Source organism: Actinoallomurus purpureus (assembly GCF_024055795.1).
Lineage (GTDB): Bacteria > Actinomycetota > Actinomycetes > Streptosporangiales > Streptosporangiaceae > Actinoallomurus > Actinoallomurus purpureus.
In genome coordinates, this window is sequence record NZ_JAMXMY010000004.1 from 336,309 (window position 1) to 353,701 (window position 17,393).

At 70.5% G+C, this 17,393-nt stretch carries 19 protein-coding genes; 11 read left to right on the plus strand and 8 right to left on the minus strand.

Annotated features, from left to right (window positions below):
• Nucleotides 1-5: 5 nt before the first annotated feature.
• A complete protein-coding gene (locus tag NE236_RS11175; protein WP_252841820.1) occupies nucleotides 6-1,250 on the minus strand; it encodes an ABC transporter permease in 1,245 nt (414 codons plus the stop codon).
• A gap of 450 nt (nucleotides 1,251-1,700) precedes the next feature.
• Between NE236_RS11175 and NE236_RS11180 the strand changes: the two genes are divergently transcribed.
• Together NE236_RS11180 and NE236_RS11185 are read left to right on the plus strand one after the other, a co-directional pair.
• Nucleotides 1,701-3,038, plus strand: coding sequence for an FAD-binding oxidoreductase (locus NE236_RS11180; protein WP_252841861.1), 1,338 nt, complete (start codon nucleotides 1,701-1,703; stop codon nucleotides 3,036-3,038).
• Nucleotides 3,039-3,193: 155 nt separating this feature from the next.
• Nucleotides 3,194-3,691 carry a tetratricopeptide repeat protein gene (locus tag NE236_RS11185; RefSeq protein ID WP_252841821.1) on the plus strand — a complete coding sequence of 166 codons (498 nt, stop codon included), beginning with the start codon at nucleotides 3,194-3,196 and terminating at the stop codon, nucleotides 3,689-3,691.
• Here NE236_RS11185 and NE236_RS11190 read toward each other — a convergent pair.
• On the minus strand, nucleotides 3,661-3,810 hold the full coding sequence (locus NE236_RS11190) for a hypothetical protein (protein WP_252841822.1): 150 nt from the start codon (nucleotides 3,808-3,810) through the stop codon (nucleotides 3,661-3,663). The two genes, NE236_RS11185 and NE236_RS11190, sit on opposite strands and share 31 nt — an antisense overlap.
• A gap of 123 nt (nucleotides 3,811-3,933) precedes the next feature.
• Nucleotides 3,934-4,377 (minus strand): ATP-binding protein, encoded by a 444-nt coding sequence (locus tag NE236_RS11195; protein ID WP_252841823.1) that lies wholly within the window; start codon nucleotides 4,375-4,377, stop codon nucleotides 3,934-3,936.
• A 182-nt stretch (nucleotides 4,378-4,559) separates the two neighbouring features.
• On the opposite strand from NE236_RS11195, the gene NE236_RS11200 reads away from it, so the two are divergent.
• The 4 genes from NE236_RS11200 (at nucleotide 4,560) to NE236_RS11210 (ending at nucleotide 6,849) form a co-directional block, all read left to right on the plus strand.
• Entirely contained in the window at nucleotides 4,560-5,363 is an 804-nt protein-coding gene (locus NE236_RS11200) for a helix-turn-helix domain-containing protein (protein WP_252841824.1), read from the plus strand.
• On the plus strand, nucleotides 5,360-5,455 hold the full coding sequence (locus NE236_RS11205) for a DUF397 domain-containing protein (protein WP_252841825.1): 96 nt from the start codon (nucleotides 5,360-5,362) through the stop codon (nucleotides 5,453-5,455). The genes NE236_RS11200 and NE236_RS11205 overlap by 4 nt, the downstream gene beginning before the upstream one ends.
• 54 nt (nucleotides 5,456-5,509) lie before the next feature.
• Entirely contained in the window at nucleotides 5,510-5,593 is an 84-nt protein-coding gene (locus NE236_RS45035; protein WP_372494312.1) for a DUF397 domain-containing protein, read from the plus strand.
• Between the two features lie 362 nt (nucleotides 5,594-5,955).
• Entirely contained in the window at nucleotides 5,956-6,849 is an 894-nt protein-coding gene (locus tag NE236_RS11210) for a TIGR03620 family F420-dependent LLM class oxidoreductase (protein ID WP_252841826.1), read from the plus strand.
• A 1,051-nt stretch (nucleotides 6,850-7,900) separates the two neighbouring features.
• Here the strand turns inward: NE236_RS11210 and sigJ are convergent.
• On the minus strand, nucleotides 7,901-8,848 hold the full coding sequence (sigJ, locus tag NE236_RS11215; RefSeq protein ID WP_252841827.1) for an RNA polymerase sigma factor SigJ: 948 nt from the start codon (nucleotides 8,846-8,848) through the stop codon (nucleotides 7,901-7,903).
• 63 nt (nucleotides 8,849-8,911) lie between these two features.
• On the opposite strand from sigJ, the gene NE236_RS11220 reads away from it, so the two are divergent.
• Complete coding sequence (locus NE236_RS11220; protein ID WP_252841828.1) at nucleotides 8,912-9,316, plus strand: ester cyclase; 405 nt, start codon at nucleotides 8,912-8,914, stop codon at nucleotides 9,314-9,316.
• Between the two features lie 380 nt (nucleotides 9,317-9,696).
• Here NE236_RS11220 and NE236_RS11225 read toward each other — a convergent pair whose 3' ends face one another.
• The gene (locus tag NE236_RS11225; RefSeq protein ID WP_289850202.1) at nucleotides 9,697-10,701 is read right to left on the minus strand and encodes a LysR family transcriptional regulator; all 1,005 of its coding nucleotides are present in this window, start codon (nucleotides 10,699-10,701) and stop codon (nucleotides 9,697-9,699) included.
• 156 nt (nucleotides 10,702-10,857) lie between these two features.
• On the opposite strand from NE236_RS11225, the gene NE236_RS11235 reads away from it, so the two are divergent.
• Nucleotides 10,858-11,751, plus strand: coding sequence for an MBL fold metallo-hydrolase (locus tag NE236_RS11235; protein ID WP_252841829.1), 894 nt, complete (start codon nucleotides 10,858-10,860; stop codon nucleotides 11,749-11,751).
• Between the two features lie 29 nt (nucleotides 11,752-11,780).
• Here the strand turns inward: NE236_RS11235 and NE236_RS11240 are convergent, their stop codons facing one another.
• A complete protein-coding gene (locus tag NE236_RS11240) occupies nucleotides 11,781-12,734 on the minus strand; it encodes a helix-turn-helix transcriptional regulator (protein WP_252841830.1) in 954 nt (317 codons plus the stop codon).
• 88 nt (nucleotides 12,735-12,822) lie between these two features.
• On the opposite strand from NE236_RS11240, the gene NE236_RS11245 reads away from it, so the two are divergent.
• Both NE236_RS11245 and NE236_RS43445 read left to right on the plus strand, forming a co-directional pair.
• Complete coding sequence (locus tag NE236_RS11245; RefSeq protein ID WP_252841831.1) at nucleotides 12,823-14,511, plus strand: MFS transporter; 1,689 nt, start codon at nucleotides 12,823-12,825, stop codon at nucleotides 14,509-14,511.
• A 142-nt stretch (nucleotides 14,512-14,653) separates the two neighbouring features.
• On the plus strand, nucleotides 14,654-14,779 hold the full coding sequence (locus NE236_RS43445; RefSeq protein ID WP_289850203.1) for a hypothetical protein: 126 nt from the start codon (nucleotides 14,654-14,656) through the stop codon (nucleotides 14,777-14,779).
• A gap of 127 nt (nucleotides 14,780-14,906) precedes the next feature.
• On the opposite strand, the gene NE236_RS11250 is transcribed toward NE236_RS43445, so the two are convergent.
• Nucleotides 14,907-15,746, minus strand: coding sequence for an oxidoreductase (locus NE236_RS11250; RefSeq protein ID WP_252841832.1), 840 nt, complete (start codon nucleotides 15,744-15,746; stop codon nucleotides 14,907-14,909).
• Nucleotides 15,747-15,877: 131 nt separating this feature from the next.
• On the opposite strand from NE236_RS11250, the gene NE236_RS11255 reads away from it, so the two are divergent.
• Nucleotides 15,878-16,423, plus strand: a complete 546-nt coding sequence (locus NE236_RS11255; protein ID WP_252841833.1) for a TetR/AcrR family transcriptional regulator — start codon at nucleotides 15,878-15,880, stop codon at nucleotides 16,421-16,423.
• Nucleotides 16,424-16,491: 68 nt separating this feature from the next.
• On the opposite strand, the gene NE236_RS11260 is transcribed toward NE236_RS11255, so the two are convergent.
• Nucleotides 16,492-17,187, minus strand: coding sequence for a hypothetical protein (locus NE236_RS11260; RefSeq protein ID WP_252841834.1), 696 nt, complete (start codon nucleotides 17,185-17,187; stop codon nucleotides 16,492-16,494).
• Between the last annotated feature and the right edge of the window lie 206 nt (nucleotides 17,188-17,393).

A 17,393-nucleotide genomic window follows, 5' to 3' on the forward strand; every position in this document is an offset into this window, starting at 1 on the left:
GTCCCTCACGGTCCGGTGGGCGGCGCCGGGGGCCGGGGCCGGTTCAGCACCGTCGTGATGCTCTCCAGCCCACGGCTCACCCCGAGGCCCACCAGGACGACCAGGCCGGTGACGAGATTCGTCACCCAGGACGAAACGTCGTTGTAGGCGAGCAACATCCCGATGATCGCCACGATCGTGACGCCCAGGAGGGTGCCGAAGACGCCCGCGCGCCGCCCGAACACGCTGACACCACCGAGCAGAACGGCGGCGAACGCGGCCGTGATCACGTACGGCCCGATCACGTTGTCGGCCGCCCGAAGGCGCATGAGGAGGGCGACACCGGCCAGCCCGGCGAGAAAGCTCGACCCGGTGAGCCCGGCGACAGTGCCCAGCCCCGACTGCAGGCCGTCCCACCGGCCCGGGTCCCGGGGACCGCGCCCGGCGCCGAGCCTCGACCGGACGCCGGGCACCAGCCACAGCGCGCCACCACCGGCCGAGACCACCGCGAACAACCCGAACCACAGGGCGGTGGGGTAACTCCCGATGGACATGACGGGGATCATGGTGCCGCCGCTGAGCCCGAGGGTCACCGCCTGGAGGAGGGCCGCGGCGCCGAAGGTCGCCGCCCAGGCCGGCACCGACAGCATGACCACCACCAGGCCGAGCACGAACCCGATGACGGTCGCGAGAACGACCGCCGTGATCATCGCGACCGGGGTCCCCCAGCCGTGCTTGGTCGCGAGGGAGGCGGCCAGGACGTCGGTGAAGGCGACGATGGAGCCGACGGCGAGGTTGGGCGACGCGGTTCGCAGCGAGAGCGCGAGCCCGGTCGCGGCCAGCCCGAGGTAGCCGGCCTGCCCGAACGCGAACGTGAGGTTCCCCTTGGACGTCATCGCGACGGTCGCGACCAGGAGCACGACGGCGATGACGGCGAGGAACCCCTCCCAGACCAGATGGACGGCGAGGCGGTCACGCTCCGCGGGAGGCGCTGTGGGAGGCGTTCCCGCCCACGGCGGGAGGCCGGGCGGTCCCGGCGCGGGGCTCCACGGCCCTGGCGGGGGGCCGGGCGGTCCCGGCGGATACGACCAGGGCGCCGGCGCCGGCCATCCGCCGGGCCCGGGAGGCGGCTGCTGCGGCCCGGGGGGCGGCTGCTGGGACCCGGGGGGCGGCTGCGGGGACCGCGCCCATGCCGGTGTGTCGGGTTCGGGCCGATCGGGAGAGTCGGTGGGTTCTTCGCTCGGTTCCGGCGCATCGGGGGACTGACTCATGATCGCCTCCCAGGACCCCTGTATAGGCGCGTGAGTCTAATGAACGGAAGCGATCACCGATAGAGCCGTTTCAGCCCCCCGGCGCGACGGTCATGGCGGGCCGCCGCCAGGGAGTCGAACTTTGCCGGCCTCCGTCGCATCTACCAGTGACATGACCTGCCAGGAAGATTCGGAATTCGGAATGCTGACGGTGATCGCATCGTGGTCTTGAGGCGGAGAGAGTTCATGCGCGCCGCCGGACTCGCCGTTACGGGAGCGCTGACGACAGCCGCCGGGGGAGCATGCAGGCCGATCGGTCAAAGCCCCGCGTCGAGCAGCCCGCTGGCCATGTCTCACACGCCGAAGGCCGCCGACTGGTCGGCGCTCGGCAGATCGCTGGCGGGTCGGCTGATCCGGCCGGATGACACCGACTACACCAGGGCGCGCAAGAACTTCAATCCCCGCTTCGACATGATCAGACCGGCGGGCATCGCCTACTGCGAGAGTCCGCATGACGTCGCAGAATGCCTCAACTTCGTCCGGCGTTATGGTCTGTCCGTCACGCCACGCTGCGGGGGGCACAGCTACACCGGGGCGTCACTCGGCGCGGGCCTGGTCATCGACGTGAGCCCGATGTCGTCGATTCGGGTCGACAGTCCGTCGGGCACCGCGACGATCGGCGCCGGGTCGCGACTGGTCGACGTCTATGACCGGCTCACCAGCGCCGGCGTCTCGATACCGGCGGGGTCCTGTCCGACTGTCGGCATCTCCGGCCTGACCCTCGGCGGCGGCCTCGGCGTGGTCTCGCGCGCACACGGGGTCCTCTCCGACAATCTCCGCGCGATCGAGCTGGTGACGGCGGATGGGCGGAAACTCAGCTGTGACGCGCGGAACAACTCCGATCTGTTCTGGGCCTGCCGCGGAGGCGGTGGGGCCACCTTCGGCGTGGCGACCTCCTTCACCTTCGCCACACACCCCGCCTCCCGGATCGTCGTGTTCTTTCTGAACTGGCCGTGGTCGACGGCCCGATCGGTGATCGACGCCTGGCAGCACTGGGCGCCGTTCGCACCCGACGCGCTGTGGTCCAACCTTCACATTCTCGACGGCCAGGCCCAGGCTGCCCCTACCCTCCAGATCGGCGGCACCTACCTCGGCGCCCAAGAGGATGCCGTGCGGTTGATCGAGGGTTTGAAGGCACGGATCGGCGCAGAGCCCTCATCACAGGTGATCGAGACGACCGCATATGAACACGCGATGATGATCGAAGCCGGCTGCACGACGCGTAGCACGGCTCAATGCCACCTCCCGGGTGGACTTCCGGGCCGTACGCCCGTAGGTCAGGAGAGCCGCGAACCCGAATACGCGGCGTCGCACATTTTCACTCGCCCGATGACGGGGGCGGCCATCGACACGATTCTCGCCGCGGTCCGGCGGCGCGGCGGCCTCGCGGGCGGCGGACAGGGCGGGATCGCCTTCGACGCGTTGGGCGGCGCCGTGAACCGAGTGGCCCCCGACGCCACCGCGTTCGTCCACCGGGACGGTCTCTTCAATGGACAATTCACCACGACTTGGACAACGGCCGCGCCGGCTGACGCGATCCGAGCTCAGCAATCCTGGCTGCGCTCCTTCCATACGGCGATGAAGCCGTACGCGAGCGGGCAGGCATACCAGAACTACATCGACGCAGGGCTCTCCAACTGGAAACAGGCGTACTTCGGTGCAAACTATCCCAAACTGCTCAAAGTGAAGAACCGGTATGACCCCGACCGCGTCTTCCACTCTCCCCAAACCGTCGGCGTATCCGGCTGACCGCCCTACGGCCGGTGGACCGCGGCGCTGAGGTGGCGCCTGCGGTCCGCCGCGACATGGGTGACGGCGGATGCCCCACCCGCGAACGACGTCGACGAACTCCAGCGGGCCGACGGGTTTGCCCCGCAGTACGGCGGCTGGCAGCGTGCGTCGGCATGAATGGTGCTCGCGATTCCGCGCTGTCGCAGGCCGTACGACTCCGGGAAGAAGGGCGGGCCGACCAGGCCCGCGAGCGGCTGCTGGACCTCACGGAGCGGTATCCCGAGGACGCCGAGATCGCCTATCAGGCCGCGTGGGCGCACGACGTGCTCGGACTGGAGGCGGAGGCGGTCCCCTTCTACGAGCGGGCGCTGAGCGGCACGGGGCTGTCGCGCGACGACCGGCACGGAGCGTTCCTCGGTCTGGGCAGCACGTACCGGGTGCTGGGTCACTACGACCGATCGTCGGCGACGTTCCGCCGTGGCCTGGAGGAGTATCCGGGCGACGCGGCGCTGAGCGCCTTCCTCGCCATGACCCTGTACAACCTCGACGAGCCCCGCGACGCGTTGCGGGAGGTCCTCAAGGCCCTGGCCGCCACCAGCGGCGACCCGCGTGTCCAGTCATACCGCCGGGCGATCGAGTACTACGCCGACAACCTCGACGAGATCGTGTAACCGCCGAGCGGGGGCTTGAGGAAGCTGACCGCGAGGAAGTGGCCGGCGTTCAGCGCCGCGTCGAAGTCGGCCCGATCACGGACGTCCCGCCGCCGGAACAGGCGACTTCGTCCGCCCACCCACGGCGGCGTCCGTCAGCTCCAGCAACGGAACCCGCCACCCCGGCTCCGTTGACTTCGGGGTTATCGCCGTTCGAGCCGCCTCGGAAAGGGCGATAACTCCAAAGTCAACGGCCGGGGCGGTCAGGGCCACTGCGGCAGGAGCTCGAACCAGACCGCCTTTCCGTGCGCGGTGGGGTGCCAGCCGGCGTCGGCGGACAGCGCGCCGACGATGACGAGGCCCCGGCCGCTCGTGGCGTCGAGCGCGGGATCCTTGGCGGCCGGCGGCTCGGCGGACGGGTCGTGCACCTCGACGCGCAGCCGCTCGCCGTCCCGGATCAGCAGCAGCCGCAGCGTCGACCCCGGCATCGCCGCCGCGTAGCGGACCGCATTCGTGACGAGTTCGCAGCCGAGCAACTCGGCCGTGTCGGCGGCGTCGGCAATCCCCCACGCGACGGACACCGCCGTGAGGAACCGGCGAGCGGGAGTCGCCGACTCCGGCCGTATCGGGAGCCGTATCTCCCCGAGCAACACCCCTCGAATCTCCCCGCGCTCCCACGCGATACGACGTTCTTCTACTCGACGCATGGCCGGCACCGCCCTTCCTGGCCATTCTGATTCCGCCGATTCGCCACCATCCTGGCCATGAATAACTACGCTGGGTGCAGGCATCGATACCCAGCACGGAATGCCTTTCACTTCGTGAATTCGCCGCGCACTGAAGTGAGGCGTCGTGAACCCCCCGGAAAGCAGTACAGAAAGGGACATAAATGCGCAGCCCAACGCTGATCGCGCTCGGTTCCGAGCTGCGCCGCTACCGGCTCGCCGCCGGCAACATGACCCAGGGCCACCTCGCCAAGCTGATCAACTACTCGGAGGGAATGATCAGCAACGTCGAGACCGCACAGAAGGTCCCGCGCCGCGACTTCGTCGAACGCTGCGACCAGGCCCTCAGCACCGGCGGAGCACTCCTCGTCCTCCACGGCCTCCTCAAACACGAGACCCACCCGGTCCAGTCGTTCGCCCGCTACGCCGAAGCCGAACACCAGGCCTCAGGCATCCACATGTGGGACGTCGTCGTGATCCCGGGCATCTTCCAAACCCCGGAGTACGCCCGCGCCCTGCTCACGGCCGGACGACCAGCCGCCCGCCCCGAGATCATCGAAGACCTGGTCACCGCCCGAATCGAGCGCCAGGACATCCTCTTCCGGGAAAAACCACCCGTTCTGTGGGCGGTCATCGACGAGTCGACACTTCGCCGTGAAATCGGCAGCAAGGAAACGCAACGTGCCCAGCTTGACAGACTGGTCGAACTCGCGCGGCAGCCGGGAATCAACGTCCAGGTAATCCCCCTCGCCACCGGCGCCCACGCGGGGCTGACCTCAAGCTTCATAATCTTGAGCTTCGACGGGTCCCCCGACATGGCCTACAGTGAAGATCCGGCAACCAATCACCTCCACGAGAAACCGGAATTGGTTAAGACCATGTCCGAAACGTACGAGGCCCTGCGCGTCCTCGCGTTGCCGGTATCCGCGTCTTTGGATCTCATCCAGCAGATTCAGGAGGAGTTGTGAAGCAGCAGATCGTCGAATGGCGCAAGTCCAGCCGCTCCGGCGCCAATGGCGGCACGTGCGTCGAGGTCGCCCTCGTCGCCGCCCGTTCCTGACGGCGAGCCACCGACACAAGCCGCCCGCAGACCGCACCCTGAGAGGACCCGCCTATGCCCGCAAACGAGTGGCGTAAGTCCAGCCGCTCCGGCGCGAACGGCGGCGAGTGCATCGAGGTCGCCGTCGTAGCTCGGTAGGACATCGAGCTTCGGTTCGCGTCCGACACCGAGCCACCGGTCGAGCATGGCGTCGGCCGTCCGTCGACAAGTCGGCCGACCTTGCCAGCGGGATTGCCTCTTTGCCGTCGGTATGGACGGTGCAGTGCCCGGTTTGCCCGCATTCGTACGTCAACAACGGCGGCAAAGCCGAACCTGCGGCCCGGCAGCTAGCGGTGCTGGCCGCGAACCCGGCCGCCTCGCCGCGGACCCATGCCCGGCCATCGCGCCGGCGATGGCGGCCACACACTGACCTTCGGATGGGGTTGCGGACCGGAGAGTGCCTCCGTAATCTTCGCCCCAGCAGCAATCGGAGGGATCCTCCGATTAGGACGGAGGCGGTCATGGTGGTGGACGAGGCTCGACAGCGGCTTGGACGGTTCGGTGTGTGGATACCGCCGCAGTCCTTGCTCGTGACTCCCGTCGCGGTGCAGCGGCGGGAGTTCGCCCGGATCGAGCGCCTCGGATACGGCTCGCTGTGGAGCGGCGAGCCGCCGTCGTCGTCCCCGGGTGCAGGCCGTGAGGCGCTCGTCCAGCACGGGCTGATGCTCGCCGCCACGGAGAGGATCGTCGTCGGAACGGGGATCGCCAACATCGGCATGCGCGATCCGGTGGCCATGCACGCGGGGGCGGCCACTCTGGCGGAGGCGTACCCCGGCCGCTTCATCCTCGGACTCGGCGGCCAGACCGGCGACCGGCCGCTCGCCCAGCTCCGGGACTACCTCGACGCGATGGATGCGGCCGCCACACGGCTGCTGCCCGAGATCCGGTATCCGCGCGTCCTCGCCGCCCTCGGCCCGAAGGCGCATGCGCTGGCCGCCGAACGCGCGGACGGCGTGCACCCGTTCCTCCAGCCGGTCGAGCACACGGCGCGGGCACGGACCTCCCTGGGCGACGACAAGCTGCTGATCCCGCATCAGGTGGTTGTTCTCGAGACGGACCCGGCGGCGGCCCGTGGCCGGTTGCGCGCCATGCTCGGGGCGGGGCGGCAGGGCATGGACTCCCCCTACACGCGGCACTACCGGCGGCTGGGGTACGGCGACGAGGACCTTGCCGGCGATCGGAGCGACCGGCTCATCGACGCGATCCTCGCCTGGGGCGACGAGAAGACGGCCGCGTCCCGGATCCGGGCCCACCTGGACGCCGGCGCCGACCACGTCCTCGTCCATCCCCTGGCCGCGGACCTCCCCACGATGGTCGACCAGCTCGAAAGGCTCGCGGATCCGCTGCCCCTGTGATGCGCGAGCACCGTGGCGGCAGCGCGCCGGCGTCGCCTTCGCCACCGACGTGACCGCCTTGCCGCCCGCCACTGACTGTGGCGGCCATCGCCCGGTAGCCGGCAGGGTCAGGTCGCCGCTGATGTCGTCCAGCGTCCAGCCGCCGCTGGGCCAGGCGGGCGGTGCGCCGCCGGCGCGACCGGTCTTGCCCGCGGCCGCGGGGCTTGCTCGGCCGTACAGCCGACTTCCAAAGTCGTGACGGCTTACCGTCGGGGCTGTCGGTGGGGCACCCGTTTTGTCGGAGTCCGTCCGTCAATACCAGCGACGAGGTCCCCCGGCCGGTGGATGCACACCCGGCCGACTCCGTTGAGTTCGGGATTATCGCCCTTCCGCGGCCACCTGGAACGGCGATAATCCCGAAGTCAACGAAGGGCGGGGCGCGCCCCAGGGTCCCTGGCGGTGGTCGACGTGAACCGGCTGCTCCATCAGATCGCGACCCTCCGGAACAGCGAGGCGGACCGTACCAGTGAGCGGCTCCGGTGGGGTGCCCGGCCGGAGGCGGTCTCGCCATCGCGACCGTCGAGCCGGCACCACCGGACGGACGCGGCCACGCACGCGACTACGACGGGTCGGCGCGGACCCACCGCGCCGACCGAGCGACCGAGCGACGCGGCATTACGCGGCGCTGAAGTGGGCCGCGCCGCAGCACACCGCGTGGACCCGCACCGCACAGCCCTGAGACCGCGCCGGCCCGCGCCGGCCCGCGCCGCGTGACCCGCACCGCACAGCCCTGAAGCCGCGCCGCAGCGCACCGCGTAAGAACGCACCGCGTAAGAACGCACCGCGCTCGCGGCCGCGCACCCGCCGGCGCATCGCGCCGAAACGCGGCACCGTACTGTCGCCTCGCGCGACAGCACCCCGACCGCCCCACACCAGGCGGCACCGCGCCGCTCGAGGCGCCGCGGATTTGCCCGGCATGCTCGACCAGCCGACGGAGCCGCCTTGCGGCTTTGCCGTCGGTGTTGCCTCCTTGCCGTCGGGATGGACGGTGCGGCGCCCGTTTTGGTGCGATCTATCCGTCAACGCCGGCGGCAGAGTCCTCGGGTCGGCGGGTGCGGGCCCGGCTGGCTCCCTGGGTTCCGGGTTCGACCTCCCCCGTAAGCGGGAGGCGGCGGCTGATGACGGCTAGTTTGCGTGGGTCGATTACCGTACGGACGCCGTGGATGCGGCCGCCGTCGATCTCGAAGACGGTGACGCCCAGCAGCGCTTCGGCCCGTACGAAGAGCAGGGCGGGGGCGGCGTTGACCTCGGTGACCATCGTCGAGCTCGCGAACCGGGCAAGGGCCACGACCGCCAGCCGGCGGACCTCCTCTCGGCCGTGCAGCATCCGCCGGGCGGACGGGCCGGCGTCCATCCACGCCGTGACGTCGGCGGCGAGCAGGTCCTCCAGCGCGGCCAGGTCACCGGACCGGGCGGCGGTGAGGAAACGTTCGGCGAGGCGGCGCGCCTGCTCGTCCGGCGCGTCGAAACGGGTGCGGCCATCCCCGATCCGGCGGCGGGCGCGGCTGTGGAGCTGACGGCAGTTCGCCTCCGAGGTCGTCACGATGGCGGCGATGTTCTCGTACGCGTAGCCGAAGGCCTCCCGGAGGACGAAGACGGCGCGCTCGGCCGGGGTCAGCCGTTCCAGGAGCATCAGAAGGGCCAGGGACACGGATTCTCGCTGTTCGGCGCTCTCGAGCGGTCCGAGCGCACCGTGCTCGGTGAGCAGCGGTTCCGGTAGCCAAGGCCCCGTTCGTTCGCGGCGGACCCGTGCGGAGGTCAGGTGGTTCAGGCAGAGGTTGGTGACCACCTTCGTCAGCCACGTGCCGTGAGTCTCGATCGCGGACCGGTCGGCGGCGTGCCAGCGCAGGAACGCCTCTTGAACGGTGTCCTCGGCGTCGGCCGCCGAGCCCAGGAGCCGGTAGGCAAGCCCGAACAGCCGGTTGCGCTCGCCCTCGAAAACATCGTCCGTTGCTGTCACAAAACGCCCCCCTGTCTTGTCTCCACTGGCGTCGAGACCGAGCCGACGAGTAGAGGGAGCGAGATGACGTCGAAGACCGAGATCGTGCACCGATTCTACGAGGAGATGCTCAACCAGCGGCGGCCGGAGCTGGCCGAGGCGCTCATCACGCCGGACATGACCACCCATGATCCGGACGCGCCCCGGGGGCCGGCGGCCGTACGGCGAGTGGACGCGTTCATGCGGGCCGGCTTCTCCGACCTGCACTACCAGGTCGAGGATGTGATCAGCGAAGGGGACAAGGCCGCCGTGCGCTGGACGCTCACCGGCACTCACGACGGTGACTTCTTCGGTAACCCGCCGAGCGGCCGGAAGATCGAGACCACCGCCAATGTGATCTTCGGCTTTGACGGTGACCGGATCAACGAGATCTGGGCGGTGGTCGACGTGAACCGACTGCTCCGCCAGATCGGGGTCGAACAGGCCTGAGACACGGACCGCACGAGGACCGCCTCCGGCGCCGACGTCCGACCGGTGCGGGCTCGCCATCGCAGCCGGCGAACCCGCACCGCCGGACGGACGCGGCCGTGTTCGCGGCCACGACGAGTCGGTGCGTGGGGGCGGCGGCTCGCTGATCATTGAGGTTCTTCGTCTCGGGAGCAACGGAGAACCTCGACGATCATGCAAGTGATCGCCAGCGCGCCACGGGTGGCGGCGCGGGCGAGCGCTACGGTGGCCGTCCATCGGGACTGTCGGGGCCAGGCGATCGCCAAGGTCGCGGGGGCGTGTCGGCGCGGGGCGGTGGGCGATGCCGTGGTGCTGGTATCCGGGACGATCGTTTCGGGGAGCAGGGTGCTGATGTCGCCCGTCTACCGCAGCCCGGCGACGGCGAGCTGGGTGAACGAGCGGATCAAGGGGCTGGAGTCGGCGCTGTTCCAGGCGACGACGAGGCGGCTGGGCGGCATGTCGAGCAGCGGGACCGACGTGAGACCGTCGGGCAGCTCGTGGACGAGCGGGGTGAGGCCGACGGTGCCGCTCCAGATGACCGCCTGGATGCATTCGTGAACGGTTCGCACGACGGGACCATCGCGGTCCCGGCCGATCGGGCCGTCGTGGTCGCGGCCGGTGAGGCCTGCGCGATCCCGGCCGGTGAGGCCGTCGTGGTCGCGGCCGGTGAGGCCTGCGCGGTCGCGGCCCGTGGGGGCGTCGCGGTCGCGGCCGATGCGGTCGTCGTGGGTTCGGTCGGTGGGCGTGGTGCCGTTCCAGTAGGCACGCCAGATGGGGTCGGTGTCCTCGGGTAGCAGACACCAGCGACGGTCTGCCAGGTCGCTCAGGTACAGCGCGTCTCGGTCGGCGAGGGGGTCGTCGGTGCGCAGGACCACGCCGACGGGGTCGGAGCGCAGCACATGCGTGCTGATGCCGGTGTCGTCGAACGGTGCCCGGGTGAGGGCGACGTCGACGAGGCCGGCGCGCAGCCCGGTGGTCGGGTCGGTGAAGTCGGCCTCACGGATGCGGATGTTCACTCCGGGGTGGCGTCGCCGGTACGCGGCGGCCAGGCGGGTACCGGCCTGTTCGGCGCTGTCGGCGAGGGTGCCGATGGTGAGAGTGGCGGTGCCCGCCGCGGTGGCGACCCGGACGCGCGCCCGGTCGGCCTGTTCCAGAAGGGTGCGCGCCTCATCGAGGAGGAGCGCCCCGGCGGGCGTGAGGGTGACCCCGGCGGGCGATCGGTGCAGCAGGACGGCGCCGAGGTCGGTCTCCAGTTGCCTGATGGCCCGGCTCAGCGGCGGCTGAGTCATGTGCAGTCGCGCGGCGGCCCGGCCGAAGTGCAGCTCTTCGGCGACGGCCACGAAGTAGCGCAGCGCGCGTAGCTCCATCGGCAGCGATGATACCGACGCGGTATCGGTGGTTCGGAATCGGTGTTGGACGCCTCACGCGGCCCCGCGATGGACTGGGGCGAGACCGAATCCGCCGCGATATGAGCCCGTTGACGGGCCGTCGGCGGTAACGATGGCGATTTCCTTGGAGCCGATATGAACGACTACGTGATGCCCGATCCCGTCGTACAGGTCACGGGCGCGCAGGAGCTCGCCCGGGATCTGGTGGTGGTCCCGGACCGCCGCGTGCCGCTGGTGCCGAACATCGGGCTGATCGGTGGTACGCATTCGGTGCTGGTGGTCGAGACCGGCATCGGGCCGGAGAACGCCGAAACCGTACTGGAATTCGCGGCCGAATTCGCCGGCGGCCGGAAGATGTACCTGACGACGACGCATTTTCATCCCGAGCACGCATTCGGTGCTCAGGTGTTCGCCGGGGAGGCGACCTTCCTGATCAACAGGGCGCAGGCGGAGGACCTCCGGGCGAAGGGCCCCGGCTATCTCGGGATGTTCAGAGGACTCGATGAAGTGATCGCGCGCCGGCTCGAGGGCGTCCGGTTGGTCACGCCCGACCTCGTGTACGACGACGAGTACGACCTGGACCTGGGCGGTCGGGTGGTGCGGTTGCGGGCCACCGGCCGGGCCCACAGCAAGGGCGACCAGATCGTCACGGTCCCGGACTCCGGGGTGATGTTCACCGGCGACCTCGTGGAGGCCGGCCAGTTCGCGATCTTCCCGTGGTTCCCCCCACACGACACCGACGTGTCGGGCACCCGCTGGCTGGCGGTGATGGAGCGGCTGGCCGCACAGAGTCCGCAGGTGGTGGTGCCCGGCCACGGCGACGTGGGCGGGCCGCAACTCCTGGCGGATGTGCGCGACTACCTTCGCCTGCTCCGCGACGAGACCTGGACACGCCGCGACTCGGCCATGAGCGAGGAGACGATCGCGGAGGAGGTGAAGGCCTTGATGATCGCGCGGCATCCGGAGTGGGAGGGTCGGGACTGGATCGAGAAGGGCGTCGGCTGCCTGTGCTCCGAACATGCCTCGTAACTGGCCTCGTGGCGCCCGAGACCGGGCGGTCAGCCGGTGACGCGGAGGAAGCGGGTGCCCCACTCGCGGACGAAGCCGGTCAGCTCGGGCGGGCCGACGATCTCGAAGTCCGCGCCGATCGCGCCGATCACCATGGTGGGCCACTCCAGGCTGTCAACGGTCATGAACAGCCGGGAGCGGTCGTCGTCGACCTCCTCGACCGTGCCCCACCGCGAGACGGCGCCCCGGACCTTCGCCGCCGGGGCGTGGACGACCACCTCGACGGCGTACGTCGTCGGCATGGTGGCGATGCCCGCCCGTACGAAGGACGCCGCGTCCTCGGCGGGCAGGTCGCGGGGGCGGAACCGCTCGCCCGTGGTGCCCGGGTCGGCGAGGCGGTCGAGGCGGAAGCTGCGCCAGTCGTGCCGGGTCAGGTCGTACGCGACGAGGTACCAGCGGCGGCCGAGCGAGACGAGCCGGTGCGGCTCGACGTGGCGGGCGGTCAGCTCGCCGTCCCGCGCCCGGTAGGAGAACCGCAGCCGTTCCTCGTCGCGGCAGGCCTGGGCGACGGCGGTCAGCACGTCCGCGTCGATCGTCGGGCCCGCTCCCCAGACCGCGGGGACGGTGACCGTGCGCAGCGCGTCGATCCGGCGGCGCAGCCGGGGCGGCATCACCTGCACCACCTTCGTCAGTGCGCGTACCGCCGACTCCTCGATGCCGGCGACGGCGCCCTGCGCGGCCATCCGCAGGCCGACGGCGAGTGCCACGGCCTCCTCGTCGTCGACCACGAGCGGGGGCAGCGCGGCACCGGGGGCCAGTTGGTAGCCGCCGTCCACGCCCCGGTGGGCGACGACCGGATAGCCCAGCTCGCGTAGCCGGTCGACGTCGCGGCGGAGGGTGCGGGGGGAGACGCCGAGGCGGTCGGACAGCTCGGGGCCGGGCCAGTAGCGGTGGGTCTGCAGGAGGGACAGCAGCCGGAGCGTCCGTGAGCTCGTGTTCGCCATGTCTCCAGAGTTCCCGTCATTGAGGTCAGAAACTGGCCACTATGCAGCCTAGTGTCTTGTCCATCGCCCTCGTTCACAGGAGATGGTCTTGACCGAAATCCTCGAATCCCCGCTCGCGGCGGACGAGAAGACCGCCGCGCCGTACCGCTGGCGGTGGCTCGCGTTCTCCGCCGTCCTCGCCTCCAGCGTCATGGACCTGCTGGACAGCACCGTGATCAACACGGCGGCGCCGGCGATCCGGGCGAGCCTCGGCGGCTCGTACGCGACGCTGCAGTGGATGGCGGCGGGCTACACGATGGCGCTCGCGGTCATGCTGCTCATCGGCGGGCGGCTCGGCGACATGTTCGGCCGCAAGCGGATGCTGCTGGTCGGGGTGGCGGGCTTCACGGTCGCCTCCGTGGCCTGTGCGACGGCGGCCTCCCCGACCATGTTGATCGTCTCGCGGGTGCTCCAGGGCACGTTCGGGGCGGTGATGTTGCCGCAGGGGTTCGGCCTGATCCGCGACCTGTTCCCGCCGGAGGAGATGAAGAAGGCGTGGACCGCGTTCGGCCCGGTCATGGGGCTGTCCGCCGTGCTCGGCCCGATCATCGGCGGAACGCTCATCCACGCCGACCTGTTCGGCACCGGGTGGCGGATGATCTTCCTGGTCAACGTGCCGATCGGAGCGTTCGCCCTGACCGTCGCGGCGCGGTTCCTCCCGGCGACGCCGCCGGCCGTACGCTCGGCAAGGCTCGACCTGCCCGGTATCGCGCTCGCCGCGTCCGGCACCTTCATGCTGATCTTCCCGCTCGTGCAGGGCCGTGAACTCGGCTGGCCGACCTGGATCAAGGCCCTCCTGGCCTGCTCGCTTCCGGTGCTCACGCTGTTCGCCGCGTACCAGGTCCGGCGCAAGCGGACCGGCGCGACGCCGCTGATCGAGCCGGGCGTCTTCACCCGCCGCTCGTACACCTCCGGCGTGCTCTTCGCGATCGCCTTCACCGGCGCGATGGGCGGCACGCTGCTCACGCTGGGCATCTTCATGCAGGTCGGCCTCGGGTACAGCCCGCTGCGCGCCAGCCTCACGACGGCGCCCTGGGCGTTCGGCGCGATGGTCGGATCGGCGGCCAGCGGCATGCTGATGGTCAAGCTCGGCCGCACGCTCCTGCACATCGGGCTGGTCGGTATGGGCGCGGGGCTCGCCGTCCTCTACGCCGTCTTCGAGTACGCCGGGCCGGGCGTCACGAGCGTCGACTTCCTCGTTCCGCTGCTGATCGGCGGCGTCGGAATGGGCATGATCTTCGTGCCGCTGTTCGACATCATCCTCGGCGAGGTCACCGACCACGAGGTCGGCTCGGCGTCCAGCACCCTGCAGGCCGTCCAGCAGCTCGGCATGTCGCTCGGCGTCGCCGTCATCGGCACCGTGTTCTTCGGGCTCCTCGGCGCGCAGGCGCACCACAACTTCGACTCGGCCGCCGCGCCCCGGCTACGCGCCGCGCTGACCCGCGCCGGCGTGCCCGCCCCGGCCCAGGCCCCGATCGTCGCGGGCGTCCGGACCTGCGTGCACGACCGCGAGGCCGAGAAGGACCCGGACACCGTGCCGGCCAGCTGCCGGGCCACCGGCGGATCCGCCTCCCCGGCGGTCGTACGGGCGGTGACCACGGCCGGTCTGGACACCCACCGCCGCGACGCGCTCGACGCCGCCGAGACCACGGCGCTGCTCACCATCGGGCTGATCGTGCTGGCGTTCGGGCTCGGGTTCCTGCTCCCCCGGCAGGCCCGTGGCTCCGAAATGGCCTGACCGGCGCCTCCGACGTTCCGCGTCGGCCTACTTGCCCTCCGGCTCCGGAACCGAACTGTTCTCACCAGCCCCTTCCACGGCGAACGGGTCGCGGTCCTCAGCAGACGCATGGACCGCCATCACGAACAAGAAGGAGCGCACCATGCCCGAGCAGAAGCGCAAGGAGCCGACCGAGCAGGAGCCGACCGAGCAGGGGCCGCAGGAGAGGCCGGACCCGGCGCGCACGCTGCCGCCCCCGCACACTCCGGACAGGGGACCGCGTTTCTAGGTTCTGAAAACGCGGCTCCCTCACACAGGCGGTCCCCCGACTCGGGGGACCGCTTTTCTCTGTGGGTCACGCGATCTCAGGCGAGCCAGCCCTCGCCGAAGTCGTCGCAGACGCCCCGTTTCCTCGATCAGGCCACGTCCGGGAAATCGGTGGAGCGGCTCGCTTCGGCCCACCGGTCCGCTTCGGCCGCGCGTTCCCGAGACGACCGCTCCGCCGCCGCCAGCGCGTCCGAGCCGAGCAGGAGACGCAGCGGCGGGTCGTCCAGGCCGACGATGTCCAGGATGACCTGCGCCGCCCGCTCCGGATCCCCGGGCGCAGACCGGTCGGATCCCGCACGGCGGCGGTTCATCGCGCCGACGGTCTGCTCGTAGTCGGGGCCGACGGGCGCGATGGCCATGGACGAACCGGCCCAGTCGGTGCGGAACGCCCCTGGCTCGACGATCGTCACCTTGATGGCGAGCGGCTTCACCTCATTGTTCAGAACCTCGGAGAAGCCTTCGACCGCGAATTTCGACGCCTGGTAGGCGGCGGCGCCCGGCGAACCGCCCACGCGGCCGCCGATCGAGGAGACCTGCACGAAGTGGCCGGAGCGCTGCGCGCGCAGCACCGGAAGCGCGGCCTTCGTGACGTTCACGACGCCGAAGAAGTTCGCCTCCACCTGCGCGTAGAAGTCCTCTTCCGTGGTCTCCTCGATCGCCGAGGAGTTGGCGTATCCGGCGTTGTTGACGACCACGTCGAGGCGGCCGAACGCCTCGACGGCGAATCGGACGGCGGCACGCGCGGCCTCGGCGTCGGCGACGTCCAGCGCGAACGTACGGATGCGATCGCCGTACCGGTCCACGAGGTCGGCGAGCTGTTCGGGGCGGCGGGCGGTCGCCACGACGTTGTTCCCACGCTCCAGCGCGGCGACGGCCAGCGCGCGGCCCAGGCCACGCGAGCTACCGGTGACGAGCCAGGTTCGAGCCATGATCTGTTTCCTTCCGTTGAGAGGAACTTCCTCAAGCAACTGTCACAGCAACGTGACAGTTGGGAGGGTTATTTCCTCGCACGTGAGAAGATTTGGTCGATCGACCGCCACACCTGCGCCCGGGAGCCGAGATGAGAGCTGACGCCGCCCGCAATCTGGACGCGGTGCTCCGCACCGGAGCCCGCCTGCTGGCCGAGGACCCGTCGACGAGCATCGCGACCATCGCCACGGAGGCCGGCGTCGACCGGAGAACCGTCTACCGGCGGTTCGCCACGCGAGAGGCACTACTCGCCGCCGTCTCCGAGACGAAGCTCGACTCCTCCGAGCGGGTCCTCGACGAGGCGCGACTCACCGAGGCACCGGTACCGGTCGCCCTCCACCGCTACGTGGAGGGCATCATCCCCGTCAGCCGGGAGTGGCCGGTGGACACGCGCCGGATGATCCTCGACCACCCCACCGCGAGCGTCCGCCGAGAGAAACTGAGCCGCCGCCTGGACGTCTTCATGCGCCGGGCGGCCGACGAAGGGTTCCTGAGGACCGACCTGCCGACCGGCTGGGCCCGCGCCGTGCTGGACGACCTCGTCGACAGCGCCGCCCACCGATTTCCCGATTTGAAGCCCCCGCAGGCCGCGGACCTCGTCGTGGACACGCTCCTGACCGGCACCGGCCGACGGTGACCCGGTCGGCGATCACCCGCACCGGGCATCGTGGTGAGCGCTGCTCCGTTCCGGTGATCGCCGTGCGTTCAGGCGAGCCAGCCGCCGCCGAAGTCCTCACACGCGTTGACGAGCGCCTCTTCCGTACGGGCGCGGATCGTGATCCATGACCGCTGGTCCTCCCGCACAAGCACGTCCAGGCCGGCGAACCACCGTGATCCGGGCAACTGTCCCGAGGGGTACTCGGGCAGGGGCAGGCGGGTGTAGTGCTCGAGCACCTCGAGGTCGTCCTCGTCGACCTCGCGGTAGTCGGCGAGCGTCTCATCGGCGTGCAGCGACTCCGACAGCACCATCTCGACGCAGGCGAGGGAGAAGGAGTCCAGCCACGACTCCCAGCTCTCGGCGCCCTCATCGTCCAGGTCGGGCCGGATGAACACCGCCGGGTCGGCGCCGTCGAGCCGGACGCCCCAGCGGGCCGCGCCCTGGTCCTCGTCCCGGAAGACCAGCAGGCCGTCGTGGACGTACAGCTGCTTCGGCTCGAGCAGCTCGTCCCGGTTGCTCGTCAGGTCCGTGCGCCGGCCGAACAGGGAGTACGCCTCGCGCACCGCGGCCGGCAGCGTGATCCCGAGCCGGGTCTCGACGGCGGTCAGGGCCGCGTCGTCCCAGCCGTCCGCCTCGGTGAGCGGGGGCGCCCACGCGGCCGCGAACCCCTGGATGAACCGCCACGCACCGGCGCGGTCCTCGACCTCGGCCAGCTCCGCACGCACATCGAACGCATCGACCATGCCGCGCACCGTACCCGAGCGGTACGGCACCCGGCAGGGCGAACAGGTGACGATCGAGTCGCGATGACGGAGATCACGCCGCCGACAGCGAGCCCTTGTCATGGTGGAGTAGCGGGCCATCAGGGGTCGAACGGTACTCAGCGGGTATGGGATGGCTCCATCGAAACCTTCGACGAGGCACCGAGTCGATCGGGCCACGAATCGAA